This window comes from Streptomyces sp. NPDC057249 (genome assembly GCF_042669245.1).
In the GTDB taxonomy this organism is placed as follows: Bacteria; Actinomycetota; Actinomycetes; order Streptomycetales; family Streptomycetaceae; genus Streptomyces.
Genome location: NZ_JBHUXS010000013.1, coordinates 198024 through 220345 on the forward strand (window position 1 = coordinate 198024; position 22322 = coordinate 220345).

A 22322-nucleotide genomic window follows, 5' to 3' on the forward strand; every position below is an offset into this window, starting at 1 on the left:
CCGCGAGCACCGCGAGCAGACGCACGGCGGGTAGCGGCCCGAATTCTCCGGGACCACCGTGTCCTCGCCCACGCGTACCGCCGTGAGAGGCCCCCACGTCCGGCCGGAGTCGCGGGAAACCCGCAACGTCATCCGTACCTCGTTCTGTCCGTTCGCCATGACCAGGAGCATCTCGATCCACGGCCCCCGCCAGAAAGGCCAAGCGGATTACCCAACCTGGGTAACATCACCCTCAGTAGGCCAGTCGCAGCAGTTCGTAATCCTCATGCTGGAGCGTGCCCGATGCCCGAGCCATCCCGCTCGAAGGAACTCCCGGTCAGCCTGCTCACGGACCCGGTGATGATCGAGGCATGCCAGGCCCGGGACTTCGGCCGTATCTTTCAGCTGGTAAAAGCGCGAGCAGGCATCTATCCGTCGATGGTCGCGCGTCGCTGCGACCTGACCCCGAGCCGTGTGGGCGAGGTGATCGCCGGACGGCGGCAGTTGCTGCACATGGACGTGATCGAGCGGATCTCAGACGGCCTCCGCATCCCCGGACACATGCTCGGCCTTGCCCGGCGCTCCTGGGAAGCTCCACCGAGCCTGACGACCAAGCCCAGGAAACCGGCCGAAGCGCCGGCCTCAGTCATCGAACCCCTCATCGCCGGACTACCAGGCGCGCGCGAGGGTGCGCGCTCCCTAGCTGCGGATACGGGGCTCTCCGCGAGGCTCGCTCGTCACGCGGCGGAGACCAACGTCAACACGCTCGTGCTGGAGCAGTTCGATGCTGATGTCGAACGGCTCGCCCGGGACTTCGTCAGTCGGCCAGTGCCTCTTCTGATCCCGGAGATTCGCACAGCTCAGAGTGGCGTGTTCCAGTTACTGGAGGGGCGTCAGCACCCCAGCCAGACCCGTCGCCTCTACGTGATTGCGGGGTGGCTTTCCGGACTCGCAGCCCACGCATCGTTCGACCTGGGCAACCGCTCCGCGGCGGCTACGCATGTCCGCACTGTGGTGCAGTGTGCGGAGATCTCGGAGCACTCACCATTACGCGCTTGGGCACGGTCTTTTCAGTCCCTGATCGCCTACTGGGCGGGGGACTACCGGAGAGCAGGAGACCTTGCGCAGGCCGGTCAGCGTGAGGGCCTGGGCACGGGAACAGTCAAGGCTCGGCTACTGAGTCTGGAGGCTCGTGCACGTGCAGCCTCAGGGGACAATCGCAACGCTCTGCGGACACTGGCACTGGCCCACGAGGCGCGTGGTACTGCGGGACCCGACGAGTTTCCCGGGGTCTTCTCGTTTCCCAAGGCCAAGCAGTGGGCGTACGCCGGGACCACGCTGCTGGCCGTCGGGGGTGGCGAGCAGATTCGGCAAGCCATAAACGCTTCCAACCGTGCAGTTGAGCTGTACCGGGGCGGGCCGGAAGGCGACCGCTCCCCCGGCGATCTACAGGCCGCCCATCTGGACCTGGCCACTGCCTACCTAGCCGGCGGAGACGTCGAAGGAGCCGGAGCGAAACTCTCGGAGGTGTTCGGCGCCGAGACATACACGGCAAGCATCACCATCAGGCTTCGTAATCTGGCCGCGCTCCTCGGCAGCGAGCCGTACCGTGGCGCACGGTCGGCAGTCGATCTCCGCGCGCACATTCACGAGGTGACAGTCCGGCCCAGTCTCGCCGGCAATCCTACGGAGCCCCGATGACCGACCAACCCACGCCTGACCGTCTGGTGACCGATCGCGGCCTTCTTGCCACCAAGGCGTACGGGACGGGTCAGCACTTGGCCGCACGTCAGTCCCTCTACAAGTGGCAGACCCCGCGCTACGACCTTCCGGGCATCGTCGTTGACGAACTGACGGACGTGCGCGGTGTGGTCGCTGACGTGGGTTGCGGCAACGGGAAGTTCGTTGCCCGGGTGCGGGACGACCGGCCCGACCTGGACGTGCTGCCCGTGGATGTCTCACCCGGCATCGTCGGCGCGATCCCCGGAGCGGTCGTCGCGGACGTCCAGCAGTTGCCCATCGCGGATGGATGCCTGGGGGCGGTTCTGGCGCTTCACATGCTCTACCACGTCGAAGACCAGGCCCAGGCTGTAAGGGAGTTGGCGCGCGTACTGGCACCGGGCGGCATCGCGATCGTCTCCACGAACAGCCGGACCGACAAGCGGGAGCTTGAACACCTTTGGCGCCGGGCCGCAGGCGATGTGCTGGGTTGTCAGGAGGGTCCGGACCGAGTGCAGTTGTCCGCTCGATTCACGCTGGAGGATGCACCGGCGATCCTCGGTGCGGCCTTCGGCGAAATCCGCACGATCCCCCTCCCTGGGGTGATTGAGGTGACCGACGCAGAACCGGTCGTCGCGCACCTGACCTCGTACGAAGCCTGGGCGGACAGGATGGGCGTCCCGTTCCAGGAGACGATCGAGCGCGCGCGGGAGCGGGTCGACGAGGTCATTTGGGCTGAGGGTGTCTTCCGTGTCACCTGCCTCGGCGGCATGCTCGTCTGCCGGTGAGGTCAGATCGCCTCGTCCATGAGTACGTGGAGCAGCCCGACCAGGGAGCCGCTGCTGACGATCTCGCGGCGGTCGATCATGCGCCGCACATCCGCCAGCGGGACCCACTCGATCCGGTCCGGCTCGTTCTTCTCGGTCGGAGGCCCCTCGTACGTCGCTCCGTCGGCGCGGAAGACCCAACAGGCAGTCGCGGCCGCGTCGCTCACCCAGTCCAGCCGAGTCCGGACACGGCTTGGGGGCTTGTACCAGTACACCGTTGGCCGCTCGGAGAGCAGGGCCGTACGAGAGGCCCGCGATAGCATCCGCGAGCTACTGGCGAACTGACCCGAAGGGGGACGGGATGACCGTAATCGCGGTGACCGGACACATGGACCTCGCTGAAGAGAGCGTGCCGCTGGTCCGTGAGGCGCTAGTGGCGCTGCTCGGTCGTTACGTCGAGGAGGGGCTGACCGGGGTCTCCTGCATCGCGAAGGGGGCGGATGCTCTGTTCGCCGACGCGGTTCTGTCTCTCGGCGGTCGGTTGATCGTCGTCGTGCCGTCCCAGGACTATCGAGAGGCCAAGGTCAAGCCCGACTACGTGGCCGAGTTCGACCGCCTTCACCAGGCCGCCGCCGAAGTGGCCGTGATGCCGTACGACGAGGCGAACCGGGAAGCGTACGAGGCCGCGAACAGCGCACTTCTCCGCCGGGCGGACAGGGGCGTCGCCGTGTGGGACGGTCAGCCGGGCAACGGCCGTGGCGGCACCGCCGACACGGTGGCGGAGGCCCGGACGATCGGGCTGCCGGTTGAGGTCGTATGGCCCGAGGGTGCCTGCCGAAGGGGCTGAGACGCGCTGACCAACCGCTACGAGCCGAAGGGCTAGCCGCGCTCGGGCCAGACCGGGCCCTCGTCGGTCCAGATGACGCCCTTGTTGCGGCACAGGCAGAAGGGGTGGCCGACCGGGTCGGTGTAGACCCGCCAGCCGTAGCCGTTGGGGCCGATGAAGTCCTGCCTCAGCGTCGCGCCGAGGTCGAGGACGCGGCGCTGCTCCGACTCGATGTCGTCCACTTCGAAGTCGAGGTGGAACTGCTTGGGGTGCTCGCTGTCGGGCCACTGAGGAGCGCGGTAGTCGTCCACCCGGATGAACGCCAGCTCGATCTCGCCGAACCGGATGCCGGCCCAGTCCTCGGAGCTGCGTTCCTTCACCGGGCGGCCTGTCACCTCGGAGTAGAAGGAAGCCAGCTTCATCGTGTCCGGGCAGTCGATGATGAAATCGGTGAGTCGCAGCATCCCGCGATCCTGGCACACGCTCCGACCCGTCTCCACGGGGGCCAGTAGGCTCGGCGCCCATGAGTCAGAGCGGTTCGCAAGCGGCTGCGTTCTTCCGCGACGTTCGCCGGAACCGAGTGGTCTGGCTTGTCCAGAATGACGACGGGAGTCCGACCCACCTCTCCGCGGACGGCACGCGGAGCCTTCCCTTCTGGTCGACCTCGGCACGCGCTCGTCGAGCAGCGGCGATCTGGGGGAACGAGCTACGGGTCGAATCCATGCCTTTGGACACCTGGTGCGAGCACGTTCTGCCCGACGCGGCACGGGACGGGCTCGTGATCGGCGTCAACTGGAGCGGACCGCGCCTGGTCGGCTGGAGCTTCACCGTCTCGGAAGTGCACAACCGGCTTTTCACTGCCCGCAGTTGACGTCCGGCCGGGCCGGAAACGGTGAGCGGGAAGGGCCGGACGAGGAGCCGGGCCACTCCACGATGAAGCAGGGGGCTCCTCCGGTGACCGGGCCGGCCCGGTGGACCGGGTGTGGACCGCGCCGCCGCCCACGACCCGGCGGCCGTCCGCCGTGCGGCCGTGGGCGGCGGGGGAACTCACCCCGTGGTCTTCGCCGGGCCCGCGTACAGGTAGGTGTCGCGGTCGGTGATGTGGCCGTCCTTGCCGGCGGGGGCGTAGTCGCGTTCCAGAAGGCGGCCGGTGGACGGTTGCACGATCCAGCTCGGGTTGTAGATCTTGTAGCCGGGCCTCTCCTTCCACTTCCAGGAGATACGGGTGCCCGTGCGGCCCGTGGCGTCCTTGACGCCCTCCGTCACCTCCGCGCCCTGCGTGTCCGCCAGGACGCGGTAGAGCGCTGCCCTCAGCTTCGGCGAGATGGGGGCGTCGGTGAGCAGGTCGCCGGCCTGGAGGACGGTCTGTGCGGCGGCGGAGTCCTTCGCGCCGGCCGAGAGCGCGGCGCGAAGCGCGTCGGGGCGGGTGGGGACGGTGTCCAGGTCGTCCCAGCCGATCCGCCTCGCACCGACCTGCCACGTGGCCAGGTTCAAGCTCTTCTTGGTGGTCGTGCGGCCGTCCTCCGACTTGACGACGACCCCGTCGCGGGCCAGGTAGATGTCGTCGGTGTGGGCCCGGTGCCCCTCGGTCCACGTCCGGACGGTCGTCTTCCAGTACGGGGCCGAAGCGGCCGGTCCTCCCGCCACCCGGTCCGCCATGCTCGTGAACACCTCCGACGCCGACGCGCTCGCCGCCGGGCCGTCGCCGCCGAAGTCGGTGACCGGGAGGACCGCCGCGCCCACCGCCACCGCCGCGACGGCCGCCGCGAGGGCGAGCACCCGGCGGCGTCCGAAGCGGGGCGCGGCGACGGCGGCCGGGGCCGAGGCGTCCGCCGCGATCGCCTCCAGGACCAGGGAGTGGGCCCGTGCCTGGACCGCCGGGTCGAGGGGTTCGGTGCGGCCGGCGCGTTCCAGGGCGGCGGCGCCGGGGAAGTCCATCAGGTCCGTGGGGCGGTTCTCGTGCGTCATGCGAAATCTCCCGTCAGGGTCGTACGGGCGGGGCCGGTCAGTCCGTCGCGCAGGCGGGCACGGGCCCGGTGCAGGCGGGAACGGGCGGTTCCGGCGGGAATGCCGACGGCGGTGGCCGCCTCGGCGGGGGTCAGCTGCTCCCAGGCCACGAGCAGCAGCAGTTCGCGCTCCGAGGCGGGGAGTCCGGCGAGTCCGCGGCGCAGCTCCGGAGCCACCGAGGCCGCGTCCAGGCGCTGGTCGACGGCCTGCCAGGGGTCGGCCGTCGCGGCGTCGGCGTCGGGCCCCGGCTCGGCGTGGGCCGCGGCGCGCGCCGCGGTCTGCCGGTGGCGGGACAGCACGTTGCGGGCGACGCCGAACAGCCAGCCCCGGGCGGAGCCGCGCGCGGCGTCGAACGTCGCGCGGTGGGCGTACGCCTGGAGCCACACCTCGGAGAGCAGGTCGTCCGCGGCGGCCGGGGCACGGCGTACGAGGTAGCCGTGCAGGGCGGCGGAGTGCCGGGCGACCAGCGGCTCGAAGGCCGTGGGTTCACGTGCGGAACGAGTGAGCAGATCCTCGTCCGGGTCCATGGGTCTCCTGTCCGGGACCGCCGGGCGGCGGTCTCACCCCGTACTTGCACAGGAGTGCCCCGAGCGTTCGCGGGCGGCTCGGGCTACTCCGAAACCGCCGCCCGGAACCCCGTGTTGACCGCCGTGAGCCCGCCGTCCACGCACAGCGACGTGCCGGTGATCCACTCCGCGTCCGAGGAGGCGAGGAACGCGACGGCCTTCGCGATGTCCTCCGGTTCGCCGACCCGGCCCAGCGGGTAGAGCGGGGTGATCCGGTCCAGTTCGGCCTCGCGGCCCGCCCAGGCGTCGGTGCGGATGGTGCCCGGGACGACGAGGTTGGCCCGGACCCCGCGCGGGCCCGCGTGGCCGGCGAGGGTGCGGGTGAGGCTCGCGAGGCCCGCCTTCGCGGCGCTGTAGGCGTGGTTGCCGAAGTCCTGCAGGCCGTTGACGGAGCCGACGGAGACGATCGCGCCCCGCCCGGACGCGGCGAGGTGCGGCATCGCGGCCCGCGCGCAGCGGTACGCGCCGCCCAGCGTGATGTCGAGGTCGCGGTCCCAGATCTCGTCCGGCTCGTCCTCGAAGAGCGTGCTGTCGACGTTGCAGGAGTACGCGTTGTTGACGAGGACGTCGAGCCCGCCGAACGCCGCCACGGCGTGCGCCACCGCCGCCTCGATCGCCGCCCGGTCCGCCACGTCGCAGGCGAGCGCCTCGGCCGTGCCGCCGCCCGCCCGGATCTCCGCCGCCACGGTCTCCGCCCGCTCGCCGTCGAGGTCGGTGACGAGGACGCGGGCGCCCTCCGCGGCCATCAGGCGGGCGGTGGCGGCGCCGATGCCCCGGCCCGCACCGGTGATGAGGACGCCGTATCCGTCGAAGCGCGCAGGAGTCATGACGCCGACCGTACCGCGCGCCCCCGGACCCGGGCCCCGGGGGCGGCCGGCCGCGACTCCCCCGGAGCGCCCACCGGTCACAGCGCCGACCGGACCGCCCGCACCAGGGCCTGGGCCCGGGGGTCGGCGGTGACTCCCTTCTGGAGGCCGTTCGTCACGTACCCGAAGGCGATCCCCGACTCGGGGTCCGCGAAGCCCAGCGAGCCGCCCCGGCCGGGGTGCCCGAAGGAGCCGGGCGCGAGGAGCGGGCTCGCCGGGCCGTGGAGCATGTAGCCGAGGCCGAAGCGGGTGTTGACGACGAGGACCTGGTCCGGGCCCGCCGACTCCTCGGTGCGGGCGAGCGTCAGGGTCGCCGGGGCGAACAGCCGCTGGCCGTCGACCGGGCCGATCATCGCGGCGTAGCAGCGGGCCAGGCCGCGGGCGGTCGCGGTGCCGTTGGACGCGGGGAGCTCGGCCGCCCGGTACGCCGCGTCGTTCTCGTCGGGCAGCGGGTCGATCGCGCCGAACGCCCGCCGGGTCAGCGACTCCGGGTCGCGGTAGGCGTCCACGACGGACCGCTTCGGGCGCATCCGCAGCGCCCCGGTGTTCTCGGTGGCCGGCGGCTCGACGGGCCCGATCCGGCCGACCCGGTGGGCCTCGTCGCCGGGGATGCCGAACCAGAAGTCGAGGCCGAGCGGGCGGGCGATCTCCTCGGCGACCCAGCGTCCGACGGTGCGGCCGGTGACGCGCCGCACGAGTTCGCCGAGGAGCCAGCTGAAGGTCTGCGCGTGGTAGCCGTGCGCCTCGCCGGGCTCCCAGGCCGGGGCCTGGGCGGCGACGGCGTGCGCCCCGCTCACCCCGTCCGCGGCCTCCTCCGGGGTCAGCGGCCGGTCCAGGGCCGGGACGCCGGCCCGGTGGGCGAGGAGGTGGCGGACGAGGACGCGTTCCTTGCCGTTCGCCTTGAACTCCGGCCAGTACGTGGAGACCGGGGCGTGCAGGTCGATCTGGCCGCGCTGGTGGAGCAGCAGCGGGACGGCGGCGGCGATGCCCTTGCCGGCCGAGCGGACGACCTGGACGGTGTCGACGGCCCAGGGCTCGGTGCCGTCCACGTCTCTGGTGCCGGCCCACAGGTCGACCACCTTGCGCCCGTGCCGGTAGACGGCGACCGCCGCCCCCCGGTCCCCGCGCTGCTCGAAGTTACGGACGAACGCGTCCCGGACCGCTTCGAATCCGGGCGCCGCCGTGCCCCGTACGTCCACGCCTGCTGCCGCACTGCCGCTCATCCCCCCATGGTGCACGGCACCGCAGGTGAGGGGTGGGGCGGGTCACCCCGAATTCACCGTCACGGAACGCGGATCGAAGCCGAAGGGCAGCTCCAGGCGGTGGGCGCGCATCAGGGGCTCGTCGCAGAGGAGGTCCTGGGTGCGGTCGTCGGCGGCGATGACCCCTTCGCTGAGGATCACCGCGCGGGGGCAGAGCTCCAGCGCGTACGGCAGGTCGTGCGTGACCATCAGGACGGTGACGTCCAGGGAGCGCAGGATGTCGGCGAGTTCGCGCCGGGAGGCCGGGTCGAGGTTGGAGGAGGGCTCGTCCAGGACCAGGATCTCCGGGCGCATGGCGAGGACGGTGGCGACGGCGACGCGGCGGCGCTGGCCGAAGGAGAGGTGGTGCGGCGGCCGGCCCGCGTACTCCTCCATGCCGACCCGGGTCAGCGCCTCCATGACCCGCTCCTCCAGCTCCGCGCCGCGCAGTCCCCCGGCGGCGGGCCCGAAGGCGACGTCCTCGCGGACGGTGGGCATGAAGAGCTGGTCGTCGGGGTCCTGGAAGACGATGCCGACGCGGCGGCGGATCTCGGCCATGTTGCGCTTGTCCACCGGCAGTCCGGCGACGCGCACCGACCCGGCGCCCGCGTCCAGGATGCCGTTGAGGTGGAGGACGAGGGTGGTCTTGCCGGCGCCGTTCGGGCCGAGGAGCGCGACGCGTTCGCCGCGTCCGACGGTCAGGTCGACGCCGAAGAGCGCCTGGTGGCCGTCGGGATACGCGTACGCGAGGCCGCTGACCTCCAGGGAGGGCGGTACGGGGGCGGGGTCGGGGCTCATACGGTCCATCCCACCAGACACACCGCGAGGGCGAGCAGCGGGAGGGCCGAGGCGTACGCCCACTGGGTGCGCGAGGCGGTCACCTGGTCGATGACGGGCATGGTGCCCGCGTAGCCCCGGCTGACCATCGCGAGGTGGACGCGTTCGCCGCGCTCGTAGGAGCGGATGAACAGGGCCCCGGCCGACTTGGCGAGGACGCCCCAGTGCCGTACGCCACGGGCCTCGAAGCCCCGGGAACGGCGGGCGACGGACATGCGGCGCATCTCGTCGGTGATCACGTCGCCGTACCGGATCATGAAGGAGGCGATCTGGACGAGCAGCGGCGGCAGCTTGAGGCGCTGGAGGCCGAGCAGCAGTTCGCGCAGTTCGGTGGTGGAGGCGAGCAGCACGGAGGCGGCGACCCCGAGCGTGCCCTTGGCCAGCACGTTCCAGGCGCCCCAGAGGCCGGGGACGCTGACGGAGAGGCCGAGGACGTGGGTCTGCTCGCCGGGCACGACGAACGGCATGAGCAGGGCGAACGCGACGAACGGCACCTCGATCAGCAGCCGCTTGAGCAGGAAGCCGGCCGGGATGCGGGCGAGCGCGGTGACGCCCGCGATGAGCAGCGCGTACAGCCCGAAGGCCCAGACGGCCTCGCGCGGGGTGGAGACGACGACCACGACGAAGCAGAACACGGCGGCGAGCTTGCAGTGCGGCGGCAGGTCGTGGACCGGTGAGTGCCCGTGCCGGTAGAGCTTGTGCGCGTGGCCCGCGCCCATGTCAGACCTTCTCCTCGGTACGGGTGCCGGCCTCGCCCTGCGTACGGCGGCGGCGCGAGACCACGTAGAAGGCGCCGCTGCCCGCGACCAGGGTGGCGCCGACGCCGATCACACCGGCGAGGCCGCCGGACAGCCGGGCGTCGGAGACGTCCTTGACGCCGTAGTCGGCGAGCGGGGAGTCCGCGGTGGCGTGCTCCTTGGCCTCCCGGTCGATGCCCTTGTCGGCGGCGACCTTCTCCAGGCCGTCCGGGTCGGCGGAGGCGTAGAAGGAGACGAATCCGGCCAGCACGAGGGCGGTGACCAGGCCGGTGACCCAGAGGCCGCGGGTCGGGCGGTGCGCGGCGGGGGCGGGCTCGCGGGCGGGCTCCGGGGCGTCGACCAGTTCGCCGTCGACGCGGAGCTTGAGCGGGGCGGCGAGGCCCTTCGCGCCGTGGACCAGGTCGGGGCGGACGGCGACGACGGCGCCGACGGTGAGCGCGGTGATCAGGGCCTCGCCGATGCCGATGAGGACGTGGACGCCGCCCATGGCGGTGAAGACCTTGCCGATCGGGATGTCGGTGGTCCCGCCGATCCAGTAGATCAGCGTGAAGGCGCAGGCGGCGGCCGGTACGGAGACCAGTGCGGCGACGAACGAGGCGGCGGTGACGGAGCGCCGGGTGCGCGGCAGCACGCCGAGCAGGCCGCGGAAGAGGGCGTACGCGACGACGGTGGTGACGACGCCCATGTCGAGGATGTTGACGCCGAGCGCGGTGAGGCCGCCGTCGGCGAAGAGGATGCCCTGCATCAGCAGGACGACGGATATGCAGAGCACGCCCGTGTACGGCCCGACGAGGATCGCCGCGAGTGCCCCGCCGAGCAGGTGGCCGCTGGTGCCGGCGGCGACCGGGAAGTTCAGCATCTGCACGGCGAAGATGAAGGCGGCGACGAGCCCGGCCAGCGGCGCGGTCCGCTCATCCAGCTCCCGGCGGGCCCCCTTCAGGCTGACGGCGACGGCTCCGGCGGCGACGACGCCTGTGACGGCGGAGACAGGTGCGTTGATGAATCCGTCGGGTACATGCATGGGGGAGGCTCCGCTTCCTGCGTTCTCGCGTGGCTGCGCCGGGTGCGCGGGGTCGTGAACCTCTCAATGATAGGACCTTGTTGCGAAGCGTTCGCAAGAGCGCGTCCCTCACAACTGCAGAGGCCCTCCATAGTGCCCTTTACGTAAAATATGGGACATTAGATAACAGAGTTGCAGAAGCAGGATGGAGAGTCGGCCCATGTCCTCCGTGATCCATGACCATGCACGCGCCCGGCTCGTCACCGACGCCCGCGACCTGCCCGTCGTCCCGGTCGAGCTGCGGTTCGACGCCGCGGACTCCCCCGCGACGGTCCGCATCGCCTACCCGGGCGGCACGGAGTGGACCGTCGAGCGCGAGCTCCTGGAGCGCGGGCTGCGCTATCCGGTCGAGCAGGACGGCTGGCGGATATGGCCGTGCGGCAGGGTCCAGGTGATCATGGAGCGGCACGAGGCGGCCGGCGTCGATGTCGTCCAGTTCGACTGCGCCCCGCTGGTCCGCTTCCTGCGGCGCACGCATCAGGAGGCGCCGCACCACGAGGCGCCGAGGCCGGAGACCGCCCGCGCCTGACACGGCGAGAGCCCCCGTGCACCGTGCACGGGGGCTCTCGCCGCCCCGGCCCCCCGTCCCCACAGGCAACCCGGGCTCCCGGGGCCGCGCACCGCTCGGACGCGGCCCCGGAGTCGGTCCGCGCGGCTCACCCGCGGATCGGGATCAGACCCGGATCAGCTCGCGCTCGCCGCCGGACTCCGGACCGCCGTCGCCGGCCGACGGCTCGTCCAGCTCCTTGCGCAGGCCCTCGCCCTCGACGTCCACGTTGGGCAGCGCGCGGTCCAGCCAGCGCGGCAGCCACCAGGCACGCTTGCCGAGCAGCGCCAGGACGGCCGGCACGATCGCCATGCGCACGATGAATGCGTCGAAGAAGACGGCGATCGCCAGCGAGAAGCCGATCATCTTGATCATCTGCTCGCTGGAGCCGATGAACCCGGAGAACACCGCGATCATGATCACGGCGGCGGCCGTGACGACCCGCGCCCCGTGCTTGAAGCCGGTGACGATGGCCTGGCCGGGCTTCTCGCCGTGGACGTACGCCTCACGCATCCGCGTGACGAGGAAGACCTCGTAGTCCATCGCGAGGCCGAAGACCACGCCCACCATGAAGATCGGCATCATCGACATGATCGGACCGGTCTGCTCGACCCCGAAGAGCGAGCCGAGCCAGCCCCACTGGAAGACCGCGACGACCGCGCCCAGGGCCGCGACGACCGAGAGCAGGAAGCCGAGCGCCGCCTTCAGCGGCACCAGCACCGACCGGAAGACCACCATCAGCAGCAGGAAGGCGAGGCCGACGACGAGCGCCAGGTACGGCAGCAGCGCGTCGTTCATCTTCTGCGAGAAGTCGATGTTCATCGCGGTGGAGCCGGTGACCAGCACCTCGGCGCCGGTGTCGGACTTGATGTCCTCGCCCGCGTCGCGGATCGCGTGGACCACGTTCTCCGTCTCGACGGAGCTGGGGCGGTCCTTCGGGACGACGGTGATCATCGCCGCGTCGCCGGCCTTGTTGAACGTGGCCGGGGTGACGGCGACGACGCCCTTGATCCCGGCGATCTCGTCGCCGACCTGCTGGGCCGCGGCCTTGCCGTCCGCACTGTCCTCGGTGTCCACGACGACGAGCAGCGGCCCGTTGAAGCCGGGACCGAAGCCCTCGGACAGCAGGTCGTAGGCGCGGCGCTGGGTGGTGCTGGTGGGCTGGGAGCCGTCGTCCGGCAGGCCCATCTCCAGCGAGGCGGCCGGTACGGCGATGGCACCGAGGCCCAGGACGCCGACGAGCAGCACCCAGACCGGCTTGCGCAGCACGAACCGGGCCCAGCGGGTGCCCATGTTCGGCTTCGCCTCGGGCTGGTCCGCCGCCTCGGCGGCCTTGCGCGCCTTGCGCCCCACGATGCGCTTGCCCACGAAGCCGAGCATGGCCGGGACGAGGGTGAGGGCGATGAGGACCGCGATGGCGACCGTGCCGGCCGCGGCGAAGCCCATCTTGGAGAGCATCGGGATGTTGACGACGGCCAGGCCGACGAGGGCGATGATCACGGTGAGCCCGGCGAAGACGACCGCGGACCCGGCGGTGCCGACCGCCCGGCCCGCCGCCTCCTCGCGTTCCCGGCCCTCGGCCAGCTCGGCGCGGTAGCGGGAGACGATGAACAGCGCGTAGTCGATGCCGACGGCGAGGCCGATCATCATCGCGAGCGTGGAGGTCGTGCTGCCCAGGTCGAGCACGTTGGCCAGGGCGGTGATCGTGGAGACGCCGATGCCGACCCCGATCAGGGCGGTGAGCAGCGGCAGCCCGGCCGCGATGAGCGAGCCGAAGGTGATGACGAGCACCACGGCGGCCAGCGCGATGCCGATGACCTCGGTGGCGCCGGTCTCCGGCATCACCTGGAGCGCGTCACCACCGATCTCCACGGTCATCCCGCTCTTCTGGGCGTGGGTGCCCGCGTCCTCCAGCGCGTCCCGGGTCGCGTCGGTCAGCTCCATCGAGTTGACCTTGTACGACACCGAGATGTACGCGGTGGAGCCGTTCTTGGAGACGGCGTCGCCGGTGTACGGGTCGGTGACCGAGGCGATCTGGTCGGAGCCTTCCTTCAGCTCCCGGGTGATCTTGTCGACCTCGGCCTTGTTGGCCGCGTCGGTCATCTTCTCGTGCTCGGGGGCCTTGAAGACGATGCGCGCGGTGGCGCCGTCGGCACTGGACGACGGGAAGCGCTGTTCCAGCAGGTCGAATGCCTTCTGGGCTTCCGTACCGGGGATGGAGAAGGAGCTGGAGGTCGCGGTGGCTGCGGAGGACGCGCCGAACCCGGCGAGCGCCAGCAGTGCCACCCAGATCAGGGCGACATAGCGGCGGCGCCGGAAGGCGAGCCGTCCGAGCTTGTAGAGGAATGTGGCCACGGAGGCGTACTCCCGGTCAGGTCGTTGAGTGGAAATGGGCGTGAGGAACCAGCCCGACGACGAGAGCGGCGTGTCAGGTGGGGCTTGGGGAGGGGGCCGTACGGAAAAGCGCGGGGACCGAGAAGGTCAGGCTCCGAGAGCGGGGAGGATCACGGAGTCGACGTAGTCGAGGAGGAATGCGTGGTCGACGGGGCGGTCCTCGACCAGCTGCCGAGTGGCGAAGGCGCCGATCAGCATGTGCGGTACGTATCTGAGCGCCGGGTTGTCCGGGCTCACCTCTCCCCGGTCCACGGCCCGGCGCAGCAGCGTGTCGAGACCGGTCATCTCCGGTGCGACGAACAGTTCGCGCAGGGCCTGCAGGAGGTCGGGGTTGTTGTGGACGGCATGGCTCAGACCCCGCATCAGCGCGGCGTCCTTCTCCATCTGACAGTCGTCACTGCGGCTGAGTACGGCGTGGAAGTCACCGCGCAGCGAGCCGGTGTCGACGTCGCCGAGGGTGCCGGGTTTGTTGTGCCGGAGGGCCGTGACGACGAGCGCCGGCTTGCTCCCCCACTGGCGGTAGAGGGTGGCCTTGCTGGAATGCGTACGGGCGGCGACGGCGTCCATCGTGAGGGCGTCGTAACCGACTTCGCGGAGCAGGTCGAGCACGGCGGCGTACAGCTCGCTCTCACGCTCGGGCGTGAGCCGTGTGCGTGCCATGGTTCGACCTCCTGTCCGATGAGTCATCGAACGAAACCGTTTCGTACAGCAGAACGGTACCTCGTGCGCCGAGCGAAACGAAACGGTTTCGCTTGTGGTCCGCACCACAGAAAGCGGCCTCTCTGAGTTGCCGCACCCCCCGCGCGCGGAAAGCATTGGGGGGTGAGTGACGATGTCTCGTATCTCCGGTTCCCGCATCTCCACGAGGATCTGCTCTGCTTCGCGGCCGAGGACGACCTCTGGGTCGCCCCGCTCGCCGCCGAGGGCGAGCGCCCCGGCCGGGCCTGGCGGGTCACCGTCGACCGGACCAGAGTCGGCCATCCCCGGTTCTCGCCCGACGGGACCCGGATCGCGTACACGTCGTGGCGCAGCCTCGACCCGGAGATCCACCTCGCCCCGGTCGCCGGCGGACCGTCCCGCCGGCTCACCTACTGGGGCTCCACCGACACCCGGGTCTGCGGCTGGACGCCCGACCCCGGCGACGCGGCGCAGATCCTCGCCGTCTCCTCGCACAACCAGCCGTTCTCCTACTTCTCCTGGGCCTACAGCGTCCCCACCGACGGCAGCCCCGGCGGCAAGCTCCCGTGGGGCCCGGTCACCGACATCGCGGTCGCCGACTCCGGGGGCGAGCGCCGCACCCTGCTGCTCACCGGCACCCCGCCGCACGAACCGGCGGCCTGGAAGCGCTACCGGGGCGGGGCCATGGGCCGGCTGTGGCTGCACGGCGAGCGGCTGCTCCCGGACATCGGCGGCCACCTCGACACCCCGATGTTCGTGGGCGGCCGGATCGCGTTCCTCTCCGACCACGAGGGCGTCGGCAACCTCTACTCCTGCCGCCCCGACGGCACGGACCTGCGCCGCCACACCGACCACGACGCGTTCTACGCCCGGCACGCGGCGAGCGACGGGCGCCGCGTGGTCTACCAGTGCGCGGGCGAGCTGTGGCTCGTGGACGACCTGGAGACGCCCGACGCCGTGCCCCGGAAGCTGGAGGTCCGGCTCGGCGGCCCGCGCTCCGGACGGCGTACGTACCAGGTGCCGGCGGCGAGCCATGTGGACGCGGTGTCCGTGGACGAGACGGGCCGGGCGAGCGCCGTGTCGGTGCGCGGCAGCCTGTACTGGCTCACGCACCGCGACGGGCCCGCCCGCACCATCTCGGACACCCCGGGCGTACGGGTGCGGCTGCCGGAGATGCTGGGCAGCGGGGGCCAGGTCGCCTACGTCACCGACGCGGAGGGCGAGGACGCGGTCGAGATCGCCCAGCTGCCGCGCGCCAGCGGCGACCGCCCCACCCGCCGCCTGGCCTGGGGCCGGATCGGCCGGGTCCAGGAGATGGTCTCCGACCCGGACGGCGAACGCCTCGCCATCGCCGCGCACGACGGCCGCCTGCTGCTCCTGGACACCGGCGAGGACACGTCCACCGGCGAGCCGGCCGAACTGATCCGGTCCGTCAACGGGCCCGTCCGCGATCTGGCGTTCTCCCCGGACGGCGCCTGGCTGACCTGGTCGCACCCGGGCATCGGCCGCTCGCTGCGCAAGATCAAGCTGGCCCGGATCGGCGGCCCGGGCGAGCCGGTGATCGTGGACGTCACCAACGGCCGCTTCGAGGACGAGAACCCGGTCTTCACCGGCGACGGCCGCTATCTGGCGTTCCTGTCCTGGCGCGGCTTCGACCCGGTGTACGACGTCCACACCGGCGACCTGTCCTTCCCGCTCGGCTGCCGCCCCTACCTGGTCCCGCTCTCCTCGGCGACCCCGTCCCCCTTCGCGCTGCTCCCCGACGGCCGGCCGGCGGCGGGCGGTCTGGACCCGGTCGACTCGGCCGAGGCGGGGATGGCGGAGGGGTCCACGGTCACGGTCGAGTTCGAGGGCCTGGAGAGCCGGGTCACGCCGTTCCCGGTCTCCGCCTCGAAGTACTCCGCGCTGGCGCCGGTCAGCGGCGGCGGGCTGGTGTGGCTGCGCTGGCCGATCTCCGGGGCGCTCGGCGAGACCTTCGCCAACCCGGCGGACATGTCGGGCCGGCCGACCCTGGAGCACTTCAACATCGCCAAGGCGAAGAAGACCGAACTCGTGTCCCACCTCGACTGGTTCGAGGTCAGCGGCGACTCCTCCCGGCTGGTCGTGATGGACGACGGCGAGCTGCGCGCGGTCCCCGCCACGGAGCCCGGCGACAACGACTCGACCGTCTATCTGGACCTGCGCCGCATCCTGCACGAGGTGGACCCGGCGGCGGAGTGGCGCCAGGCGTACGACGAGGCGGGCCGCATCACCCGCTCGTACTTCTGGGAGCCGGACATGTGCGGCATCGACTGGCAGGCGGTCCTGGACCAGTACCGCCCCCTGGTCGAACGCGTCGCCACGCCCGACGAGTTCGCGGACCTGCTGCGCGAGGTGCTGGGCGAGCTGGGCACCTCCCACGCGTACGTGTCGCCCGCGCGCCGCAACGAGGGCCCGCCGCACTACCAGCGCGCGATCGGTCTGCTCGGCGCCAACTTCGCGTGCCGGGACGGCGACTGGACCCTGCTGCGCATCCTGCCCGGCGACTCCTCGGACTCCAAGGCGCGTTCCCCGCTGGCCGGTACGGGAATCCGCGAGGGGGCGGTGCTGACCCATGTGGACGGCCGCCCGGTGGACCCGGTCGCCGGGCCGTACCCGCTGCTGGCGGCGGCGGGCGGCACGACGGTCGAGCTGACCTTCCGCCCGGCGGAGGGCGGGGGCCGGTCGCGCCGCATCGCGATCGTGCCCCTCGTCGACGAACGCCCCCTGCGCTACCAGGACTGGGTCGCCAAGCGCCGCGAGGTGGTCCGGGAGCTGAGCGGGGGGCGGTGCGGCTACCTCCACATCCCCGACATGGGCGGTTCCGGCTGGGCGCAGTTCAACCGCGACCTGCGCATGGAGGTGTCCCGCCCCGCGCTGATCGTGGACGTACGCGGCAACGCCGGCGGCCACATCAGCGAGCTGGTCGTGGAGAAGCTCACCCGGACGATCCTGGGCTGGGACCTGACCCGCAACGCCCAGCCGGTGAGCTACGCCTCCAACGCCCCCCGGGGGCCCGTCGTCGCCCTGGCCGACGAGGCGACCTCCTCCGACGGCGACATGATCACGGCCGCGTTCCGCCTGCTGAAGCTGGGCCCGGTCGTCGGCCAGCGCACGTGGGGCGGCGTCGTCGGCATGACCGGCCGCCACCGCCTGGGCGACGGCACGGTGATCACGGTGCCGATGAACGCCGCCTGGTTCGACACGTACGGCTGGTCCGTCGAGAACCACGGCGTCGAACCGGACCTGGAGGCGCTGCGCACCCCCCTGGACTGGGCGGAGGGCCGCTACGCGGTCCTGGACGACGCGGTCCGCACCGCCCTGGACCTCCTGGCGGCCCATCCCCCGGCGACCCCGCCCACGTACGACACGGCCCCGGACCTCAGGCGGCCCCCGCTACCGCCGAGGTAGCGCCGGACCGTCACGGCCCGGCCTGTTCGGGTGCCGGTGCCGGACCCGGCGCCACGGCGTCCTCGACCACCCCCTCCACGGGGGTCCGCAGCGGCGAGAGAAAGGCCAGGCCCGCGATGGCCAGGCGGAACAGTCCGCCGATCGCGATGATCACGTACATGTTGTGGAACGAGGACTCCAACGCGCCGGCCAGGAAGGCGGCCACGGGGATGGACGAGAAGGCCAGCATGCGGGTGGTGGCGACGACCCGGCCGAGCAGTTTGCGCGGGACGATCTTCTGGCGCAGGGTGAACCAGGCGACCGGGTTGACGGAGCCGAGCGCGTAGAGCAGGCCCCAGACGACGCCGATGGACACCGGACTGCGCAGGGGAATGAGCAGCAGGGTGCCGACGCCGGCCAGGGCGGTGGTGGTGATCAGGATGCGGCCGGGGGCGTACTTCTGCACCAGGCGCCCCGCGACGGCCGCGCCGATGACCGCGCCGACACCCTGCGCGGCCAGCACAAAGCCGATCACGCGCGGGCTCATGTCCCGGTACGTCGTCAAATAGAAGAGGAAGTTGGCCTGGATCAGCCAGATGGCCAGATTCGTCCCGGTGAACATGAGCGAACCGGCGGCCATGACACGGTTGCGCCTGAAGACGTACCGCAGCGCCACCTTCACGTCCTCGACGAAGTGGACCTTGCGCGGCTCGGCCTTCTCGGCGGCCGGTGCCGCGGGGCGGATCAGGAGGATGGCCACGGCCGAGACGACGAAGGTGGCGGCGTTGACGTAGATCGTCGTCTCGAAACCGAGGAACATCACCAGGCTGCCGGCCACGGCCGGGCCGATCATGCTCATGATGTTGTCGCCCGACTGCATCCAGCTGTTGGCTGGTCCGAGCCGGTTCTCGGGGACGATCTCGGGCAGGAAGCTCTGGAAAGCCGGGTGGTAGACCGGCTCCACACAGGCCAGCAGGAATGCGGCGAGGTAGATCGGCCACAGCTCACGGCTGCCGGTGGAGACCACGACGGCCAGCACCGTGGCGATGGCGGCGGCGGCGACGTCACCGCCGACGAGCAGCCTGCGCCGGTCGAAGCGGTCCGCGAACACCCCGCCCGGCAGGGACAGGAGCAGGAACGGAATGTACTCGATCGCGTAGACGGCACCCGTGCTGAGCGCGGTCCTCCGGCCTCGCTGCGTCGGCGAACTGCTCGACGGCCCGCCAGGTCATGCCGAGCTGCCGCTGGGCCGGCGGCCGCGCCGTCGGCCTCGCCCCGAGTTTATGTGTCCTGGGCGGTCATGGGCGCATGGTGCCAGGCGGGGCCGTGCAGGCGCGGCCGGGGGTTGGCTGGGCCTCACCGGCGCCACCGGCGAGGCCCAAGTAAGGATCTGATCCCCTCGCTCAGACGTTATGCTCGCCGGCCACGATTGCCACTGTCCACGTGGCGGCCCCATCCCGCACCCGCATACGAAGAGACTGGGCCTCCACCTCGCTGTAGACCCAACCCACTGTGACAACACCATCACAGGCTACGCGGGTCGGAACTTCCTTGGGCCGGTCGAGGTCGACGATGGTCACCTTTCCCTTGCCAGTGCAACGAGCGTAGATCGTGTAGGTGCCCGGCTTCGGCGTAAAGCGCTTCAGATCGAGGTCCGAGGACCCGGACGTCTCAGGTACCAGCACCTCAGCATGCGCTGGTACCTTCAGACCGCCCTCGCTCGGAGCGACCCGCTTCCCCTCACTGCTCCGGCTGTCGGACGCGCCACCGGACGGGTACTTGCGCACTGCGGACTCATCCTGCCCGCTGCTGCTGCACCCGGCCGCGAGGAGAACGGCTGCAGCGACGGTCAAGGCCGGGGAAATTCGATTCATAGCAGCCTCCACGAGGTCGGTCGAGGTGAAACGGGCCCAGCCCGAAGGGCTGGGCCCGTTGATGCGTGATCAACTGATGGTCCAACCCTCACGATAGGGCGCCCAAACCGTCATGTTCTTCTTCTGGCCCACCGTACAATTGCTGTAACGGTAGGCCGTGTACCCGGAAATATTTTCTTTCATGATTCCGTAGTCACCGAACACCGCCGAGTGCGCCTTCACCTTTCCGGAAACCTCTACCCCCAACTCAGAGGTCCAGGACTTCTCCACACTGGCGTTTACCTCTACCTTGATGGCTCCGAGCAGCATGACCTTGGTTTCTCCGCTGACCGTCACCGAAGCACCGATGGTCGTCGTGCCCGATTTCTTCGAAGTGAACTTGAAGGAGATGGAGTAGTCCTTCTTGTTTCGTGCAACCACGTGGTACTTGACGGCCATGGTGTTCTTGAGGTTCCTACTGATGTGGAAAAAGCCTCGCGCCACACATCGGTCACCTCCGGACGCAGACACCTCGGACGCCTCGTTGTCGTCTAGTTGCGGTCCATCGACCTCACCCGGAAGGGGCAAGTCCTCTTCCAGAGGCACGTCTTCTTCCACACCTTCAATAATTTCGGGATCCGGTCCTTGAGCCTCACCCGGACCAGACACCGTGACCGATTCGGTTTGCGCCCCCGGAGCTATCCGAAGAGACGGACCACTGTCGTCGGCAATGGCAGGCGCCGCGCTTCCGACAACGATCATTGCCGCGATAAGGCCTATCGCCCGTGCAGATCTCATCATGTCCCCCCTGGAATGATGTTGAACCCCGTTCGGAGCTGACAGCGATCAGAGCACAGCTCGGCACACCCATGCGATCCAATTGAGCTGAACCTGAGGTGATCCGCCAAAGACAGCGTTGTCGCGCCCGTAAATGATGGCTTTTTCGGCCACCCTGGCTGATCCGCAGCACTACACCTTCGTTTGCACACGGAACCTTGCAGCCCACTGGCCTGAGCGACGTGAGGTGGAGGCAAGTCATGCCGCGCAGCGATCAACAGCTGGGATCCCCGATGCGGCTTCACCGCCGAGCACGCCCGTGTCGACGGGCTCCTCCCCGGCTCCGGCGCCTCGACGCCCCCTGCCGTGAGCGGTACGTACAGCTGCTTGCGGTGATCAACGGCTGGTTCGCCCCGGAGAGCCTGGGCCCGCGCTCTACTGGGCCGCCGAGGCCATACGCGTACGACTGGAGTAGCGCACGAGACGTGCATCACACCGTGCACCCCTATGTCACAGCCCCGTCCGCCGTCTCGTCCCGGGAATGAACGCACCACAGCGATCCCGAGGAGCACACCGTGAACGCTCGCCTCAACTACTTCACCAACCCGGTCGCCGGCAAGGCGCTCAAGTACTTCATGGCGTGCGGCCGGGAGGTGAAGGACCTGCCGCTGCCCGACGCCACACAGGAGCTCGTCGCCCTCCGCGTCAGCCAGATCAACGGCTGCGCGGCCTGCGTCGACATGCACACCAAGGACGCCGTCGCGGCCGGGGAGAGCGCGGTGCGGCTGAATCTCGTCGCGGTCTGGCGGGAGGCCACCGTCTTCACCGACGCCGAGCGCGCGGCCCTCGCCTTCGCCGAGCAGGGCACGCGCACGGCCGACGCCGGGACCGGCGTGGACGACGAGACGTGGGCGAGGGCGGCCGAGCTGTACGACGAGGAGCAGCTGACCGCGCTCGTCATGCTGGTCTCGTTCATGAACGCGGTGAACCGGCTGAACATCATCACGCAGCAGCCGGCGGGCGACTACGAGCCCGGACAGTTCCACTGAGCGGTAGCGGCGAGGGAGAGGAACGCGCATGGGCAGGGCCGAGGAGTTCGAGGAGCTGCGCGGGCTGCTGTTCTCGATCGCGTACCGCATCCTGGGCAGCGTCGCCGAGGCGGAGGACGCCGTCCAGGAGACCTGGCTCCGCTACGACGCCTCGGCCACCCGGCCGGATTCGGTCAAGGCGTTCCTCTCCACCACGGTGACCCGGATCGCGATCGACGTCCTGCGGTCGGCCCGGGTGCGACGGGAGGAGTACGTCGGCCCGTGGCTGCCCGAACCGCTGCTGGACGACCCGTACGCGGACCCGGCGCGCGCCGCCGAGCTGGCGGACTCGGTGTCGATGGCGTCGCTGCTCCTCCTGGAACGGCTGAGCCCGCTGGAGCGCTCGGTGTTCGTGCTGCGGGAGGTCTTCGCCTTCGGCTTCGACGACATCGCGGCGGCGGTGGGCCGCTCCGAGGCGGCCTGCCGCCAGCTGCTCGTACGGGCCCGCCGCCACATGCACGAGGGGCGGCCCCGCTTCGAGGCGGACCGCGCGGAGCAGCGGGAGCTGGCGGGCCGGTTCTTCGACGCGCTGTCCCGGGGCGACGTGGACGGGCTGCGGAGTTTGCTCTCCGCCGACGTCCAGCTCGTCGGCGACGGCGGCGGCAAGGCCCCGCAGCTGGCCAGGACCGTCGTGGGCGCGGAGAACGCGGCCCGGCTGCTCGCCACGGTCTACCCGCTCATGGCCGAGGCGGGCATCACCTGCGAGCCCCGCGAGGTCAACGGCCGCCCGGGCGCGCTGTTCCGGGTGCGCGACGGCGGCGTGCTCCACATCCTGTCCCTGGAGGTGCTGAACGGGCGGATCCAGACGGTCCGCTCGGTGATCAACCCGGACAAGCTCGGCCACCTGGGGCCGGTGGCGGACGCGTGGGAGGCGGACCGCGAGGTGAAGGCGCTGCGCAGGCGGGCCTCTCATGCCGAGTGAGGCCGCGCGGCTCCGCACGGCCTCTGTGC

At 70.9% G+C, this 22322-nt stretch carries 20 protein-coding genes and 2 pseudogenes; 8 read left to right on the forward strand and 14 right to left on the reverse strand.

Annotated elements, in window-relative coordinates; genetic code table 11:
* The first annotated feature begins 282 nt into the window (after window positions 1-282).
* Window positions 283-1680 (forward strand): XRE family transcriptional regulator, encoded by a 1398-nt coding sequence (locus ACFUJY_RS24185; RefSeq protein ID WP_383303125.1) that lies wholly within the window; start codon window positions 283-285, stop codon window positions 1678-1680.
* Window positions 1677-2486 (forward strand): class I SAM-dependent methyltransferase, encoded by an 810-nt coding sequence (locus tag ACFUJY_RS24190; RefSeq protein ID WP_383303129.1) that lies wholly within the window; start codon window positions 1677-1679, stop codon window positions 2484-2486. The genes ACFUJY_RS24185 and ACFUJY_RS24190 overlap by 4 nt, the downstream gene beginning before the upstream one ends.
* Window positions 2487-2488: 2 nt before the next feature.
* Here ACFUJY_RS24190 and ACFUJY_RS24195 read toward each other — a convergent pair.
* Window positions 2489-2662: pseudogene (locus ACFUJY_RS24195) on the reverse strand (NUDIX hydrolase); the annotation flags it as partial.
* A gap of 164 nt (window positions 2663-2826) precedes the next feature.
* On the opposite strand from ACFUJY_RS24195, the gene ACFUJY_RS24200 reads away from it, so the two are divergent.
* Window positions 2827-3312, forward strand: a complete 486-nt coding sequence (locus tag ACFUJY_RS24200; protein WP_383303132.1) for a hypothetical protein — start codon at window positions 2827-2829, stop codon at window positions 3310-3312.
* A 32-nt stretch (window positions 3313-3344) separates the two neighbouring features.
* On the opposite strand, the gene ACFUJY_RS24205 is transcribed toward ACFUJY_RS24200, so the two are convergent.
* Window positions 3345-3755: a VOC family protein gene (locus ACFUJY_RS24205; RefSeq protein WP_383303134.1), complete on the reverse strand. Its 411-nt coding sequence runs from the start codon at window positions 3753-3755 to the stop codon at window positions 3345-3347.
* A gap of 59 nt (window positions 3756-3814) precedes the next feature.
* Here ACFUJY_RS24205 and ACFUJY_RS24210 point away from each other — a divergent pair, with 59 nt between their 5' ends.
* On the forward strand, window positions 3815-4162 hold the full coding sequence (locus ACFUJY_RS24210; RefSeq protein ID WP_383303137.1) for a DUF2750 domain-containing protein: 348 nt from the start codon (window positions 3815-3817) through the stop codon (window positions 4160-4162).
* Window positions 4163-4338: 176 nt separating this feature from the next.
* Here the strand turns inward: ACFUJY_RS24210 and ACFUJY_RS24215 are convergent, their stop codons facing one another.
* The 7 genes from ACFUJY_RS24215 to ACFUJY_RS24245 form a co-directional block, all read right to left on the reverse strand.
* Window positions 4339-5259 carry a CU044_5270 family protein gene (locus ACFUJY_RS24215; protein WP_383303140.1) on the reverse strand — a complete coding sequence of 307 codons (921 nt, stop codon included), beginning with the start codon at window positions 5257-5259 and terminating at the stop codon, window positions 4339-4341.
* Window positions 5256-5825, reverse strand: a complete 570-nt coding sequence (locus ACFUJY_RS24220) for an RNA polymerase sigma factor (RefSeq protein WP_383303143.1) — start codon at window positions 5823-5825, stop codon at window positions 5256-5258. Before ACFUJY_RS24220 ends, ACFUJY_RS24215 begins: the two co-directional genes overlap by 4 nt.
* Before the next feature lie 83 nt (window positions 5826-5908).
* Complete coding sequence (locus ACFUJY_RS24225; protein ID WP_383303145.1) at window positions 5909-6691, reverse strand: SDR family NAD(P)-dependent oxidoreductase; 783 nt, start codon at window positions 6689-6691, stop codon at window positions 5909-5911.
* A gap of 77 nt (window positions 6692-6768) precedes the next feature.
* Window positions 6769-7929, reverse strand: a complete 1161-nt coding sequence (locus tag ACFUJY_RS24230; protein WP_383303226.1) for a serine hydrolase domain-containing protein — start codon at window positions 7927-7929, stop codon at window positions 6769-6771.
* A gap of 66 nt (window positions 7930-7995) precedes the next feature.
* Complete coding sequence (locus tag ACFUJY_RS24235) at window positions 7996-8769, reverse strand: energy-coupling factor ABC transporter ATP-binding protein (RefSeq protein ID WP_383303147.1); 774 nt, start codon at window positions 8767-8769, stop codon at window positions 7996-7998.
* On the reverse strand, window positions 8766-9527 hold the full coding sequence (gene cbiQ / locus ACFUJY_RS24240) for a cobalt ECF transporter T component CbiQ (RefSeq protein ID WP_383303149.1): 762 nt from the start codon (window positions 9525-9527) through the stop codon (window positions 8766-8768). Before cbiQ ends, ACFUJY_RS24235 begins: the two co-directional genes overlap by 4 nt.
* A gap of 1 nt (window position 9528) precedes the next feature.
* On the reverse strand, window positions 9529-10587 hold the full coding sequence (locus ACFUJY_RS24245; protein ID WP_383303151.1) for an energy-coupling factor ABC transporter permease: 1059 nt from the start codon (window positions 10585-10587) through the stop codon (window positions 9529-9531).
* Window positions 10588-10786: 199 nt separating this feature from the next.
* Between ACFUJY_RS24245 and ACFUJY_RS24250 the strand changes: the two genes are divergently transcribed.
* The gene (locus ACFUJY_RS24250) at window positions 10787-11155 is read left to right on the forward strand and encodes an SsgA family sporulation/cell division regulator (protein ID WP_383303153.1); all 369 of its coding nucleotides are present in this window, start codon (window positions 10787-10789) and stop codon (window positions 11153-11155) included.
* A 144-nt stretch (window positions 11156-11299) separates the two neighbouring features.
* Here ACFUJY_RS24250 and ACFUJY_RS24255 read toward each other — a convergent pair whose 3' ends face one another.
* Together ACFUJY_RS24255 and ACFUJY_RS24260 are read right to left on the reverse strand one after the other, a co-directional pair.
* Window positions 11300-13528, reverse strand: coding sequence for an MMPL family transporter (locus ACFUJY_RS24255; protein ID WP_383303155.1), 2229 nt, complete (start codon window positions 13526-13528; stop codon window positions 11300-11302).
* A gap of 126 nt (window positions 13529-13654) precedes the next feature.
* Window positions 13655-14227, reverse strand: coding sequence for a TetR/AcrR family transcriptional regulator (locus tag ACFUJY_RS24260; RefSeq protein WP_383303158.1), 573 nt, complete (start codon window positions 14225-14227; stop codon window positions 13655-13657).
* A gap of 162 nt (window positions 14228-14389) precedes the next feature.
* Here ACFUJY_RS24260 and ACFUJY_RS24265 point away from each other — a divergent pair, with 162 nt between their 5' ends.
* On the forward strand, window positions 14390-17674 hold the full coding sequence (locus ACFUJY_RS24265) for a S41 family peptidase (protein ID WP_383303160.1): 3285 nt from the start codon (window positions 14390-14392) through the stop codon (window positions 17672-17674).
* 10 nt (window positions 17675-17684) lie between these two features.
* Here the strand turns inward: ACFUJY_RS24265 and ACFUJY_RS24270 are convergent.
* The 3 genes and pseudogenes from ACFUJY_RS24270 to ACFUJY_RS24280 form a co-directional block, all read right to left on the reverse strand.
* Window positions 17685-18818 (reverse strand): annotated as a pseudogene (locus tag ACFUJY_RS24270) (MFS transporter); the annotation flags it as partial.
* A gap of 238 nt (window positions 18819-19056) precedes the next feature.
* Window positions 19057-19527: a hypothetical protein gene (locus tag ACFUJY_RS24275; RefSeq protein ID WP_383303161.1), complete on the reverse strand. Its 471-nt coding sequence runs from the start codon at window positions 19525-19527 to the stop codon at window positions 19057-19059.
* A gap of 69 nt (window positions 19528-19596) precedes the next feature.
* Window positions 19597-20268 (reverse strand): hypothetical protein, encoded by a 672-nt coding sequence (locus ACFUJY_RS24280; RefSeq protein ID WP_383303164.1) that lies wholly within the window; start codon window positions 20266-20268, stop codon window positions 19597-19599.
* A gap of 590 nt (window positions 20269-20858) precedes the next feature.
* Here ACFUJY_RS24280 and ACFUJY_RS24285 point away from each other — a divergent pair.
* Both ACFUJY_RS24285 and ACFUJY_RS24290 read left to right on the forward strand, forming a co-directional pair.
* Window positions 20859-21332: a carboxymuconolactone decarboxylase family protein gene (locus ACFUJY_RS24285; protein ID WP_383303167.1), complete on the forward strand. Its 474-nt coding sequence runs from the start codon at window positions 20859-20861 to the stop codon at window positions 21330-21332.
* Window positions 21333-21360: 28 nt separating this feature from the next.
* Window positions 21361-22293 carry an RNA polymerase sigma-70 factor gene (locus ACFUJY_RS24290; RefSeq protein WP_383303169.1) on the forward strand — a complete coding sequence of 311 codons (933 nt, stop codon included), beginning with the start codon at window positions 21361-21363 and terminating at the stop codon, window positions 22291-22293.
* Window positions 22294-22322 lie beyond the last annotated feature (29 nt).